Here is a 1707-nt window from a genome sequence, read left to right as displayed (position 1 = left end):
ACGAATTCCTTTGCCTTGATCAAGAATTCGAGCTGCTCGCCCACCTGGTGTAGCGGGCCCGCATTGCGTGTGGAGCGGGAGAGCACGATGGCGCCCTCCAGCGCGGCGATCGACATCACGGCCAGCGACGCGGAGTCGGCATGGTCGAAGCCGTCGTTGACGAACGCGCGGGTAAGCGCGGTGCACCAGCGGCCCAAAATAGCGCCGGCCTCGGTGGAGAGCTTGGGCCCGTCGTCGTCCGAACAGCCGATCGCCGCCGCCACGACCGGACAGCCGGCGGTGAATCCGCCCTCGGTTAGCAGCCGCTCCCAGAATTTCACGAATTCCTGCAATAACACTCGGGCGCCCCGCCCGGCGGCGTCGTCGATCATGGCCGTGATCGAGTCGCCGGAGTAGCGCAGCGCCTCCGTCAGGATCTGGTTGCGCCCGTCGGGAAAGTGGTAGTAAACCGAGCCCCGTGGGGCGCCGCTGCGGGCGAGGACGGCGTCGATGGTGACGCCCGCCGCTCCGCGTTCGCGCATCACCTCGGCGGCGCTGGCCAACATTTTCGTTCGGGTGCCCCCGCGCTTTGTGGGGGATTGTTCCCGCGCGGACTTACCGATAGTCGGCACTGACGCACCTCCTGTGGCCGGGGTCATGCAGCGTGCGAGTGCCGCAACGCCGGCCAGTGCATATGACGCGGGCTAAAGCGGAATGTGCGGCGCCGCAAGTCCGGCATCTCGCGGGTGAATTGATAGCCGGCGACGTTGAGCTCGATGATCCACATGATGTTCTCCCGGCCTGTGTACGGCCCTTGATTATGCTATGAACCATATAAGACATCCGTAAATTAATCTATTTCTCCGGCTCAGTGTGACGTATATCGCAGAAAATACGCACGACGGCGTCGCGACGTCGCGCTGACGGCTCCGTAAAACCTCGAAAATTATGCTTTTTTGCATAATCTCTGGATTTCGATTCACTGGGCCGGTGGGGGCAACCCCGAGCCCTCGCCCCTATCGGATCTGAACCCCGTGGCGCTGCAGCGCGAGGGGCATGTCCTACTCATCGGCCTGAACCGGCCGCACAAACGCGATGCAGTCGACCGCGCGATGCTCGCCGACCTTTCCCGCGCCTACGGCGTGTTGGAGTCGGATCCGTCGGTGCGGGCCGGCGTGTTGTACGCGCAGGGCAAGCACTTCACCGCGGGTCTGGATCTCATCGACGTCGGCCCCGGGATCGCCAGCGGGGAGCTGTGTCGGGCGCTAGGCAGTGCGAATGTGCGGCTGGCCGCACGCTCGGGCGCGAATGTGTGGCTAGCCGCACGCTCGGCGTATAGGCGCTAACTCTCGACGGTGTAGCCCATCGGCATCAGCACGCTCTTCTGCTGCGTGAAGTGCTCGACGCCCTCGGGTCCGTTCTCGCGACCGATGCCGGAGTTCTTGTACCCGCCGAACGGGCAGCACGGGTCGAACGCATACCAGTTGATGGCGTAGGTCCCGGTGCGGATCTTCTCCGAGATCTCGATGCCCTTGGGAATGTCGGTGGTCCACACGCTGCCGGCCAGGCCGTAGGCCGAGTCGTTGGCGATCTTGATCGCGTCCTCTTCGGTGTCGAACGGGATGATGCTCAGCACCGGCCCGAAGATCTCCTCCTGGGCGATCGTCATCTTGTTGTCGACGTCGGCGAAGACGGTGGGCTGCACGAAGAAACCGTTGTCCAGGCCCT

General features: G+C 64.1%; 4 protein-coding genes. 1 reads left to right on the top strand and 3 read right to left on the bottom strand.

All coding sequences use genetic code 11. The features are described from left to right. Both A5652_RS02535 and A5652_RS28900 read right to left on the bottom strand, forming a co-directional pair. Positions 1-545 (bottom strand): TetR/AcrR family transcriptional regulator (locus tag A5652_RS02535; RefSeq protein WP_067346311.1); only part of this gene is annotated, 545 nt, incomplete at its 3' end. 89 nt (positions 546-634) lie between these two features. Further along, positions 635-766, bottom strand: a complete 132-nt coding sequence (locus tag A5652_RS28900; protein WP_003874074.1) for a hypothetical protein — start codon at positions 764-766, stop codon at positions 635-637. Positions 767-935: 169 nt separating this feature from the next. Between A5652_RS28900 and A5652_RS29065 the strand changes: the two genes are divergently transcribed. Continuing rightward, the gene (locus A5652_RS29065; protein ID WP_369805730.1) at positions 936-1325 is read left to right on the top strand and encodes an enoyl-CoA hydratase-related protein; all 390 of its coding nucleotides are present in this window, start codon (positions 936-938) and stop codon (positions 1323-1325) included. On the opposite strand, the gene A5652_RS02525 is transcribed toward A5652_RS29065, so the two are convergent. After that, positions 1322-1707, bottom strand: a 386-nt coding sequence (locus tag A5652_RS02525) for an aldehyde dehydrogenase family protein (protein ID WP_156745116.1), incomplete at its 5' end; no start/stop codon positions are given. The two genes, A5652_RS29065 and A5652_RS02525, sit on opposite strands and share 4 nt — an antisense overlap.

It is taken from the genome of Mycobacterium sp. 1165178.9, assembly GCF_001673555.1.
Lineage (GTDB): Bacteria > Actinomycetota > Actinomycetes > Mycobacteriales > Mycobacteriaceae > Mycobacterium.
This window is presented reverse-complemented; position numbering and strand designations above follow the sequence as displayed.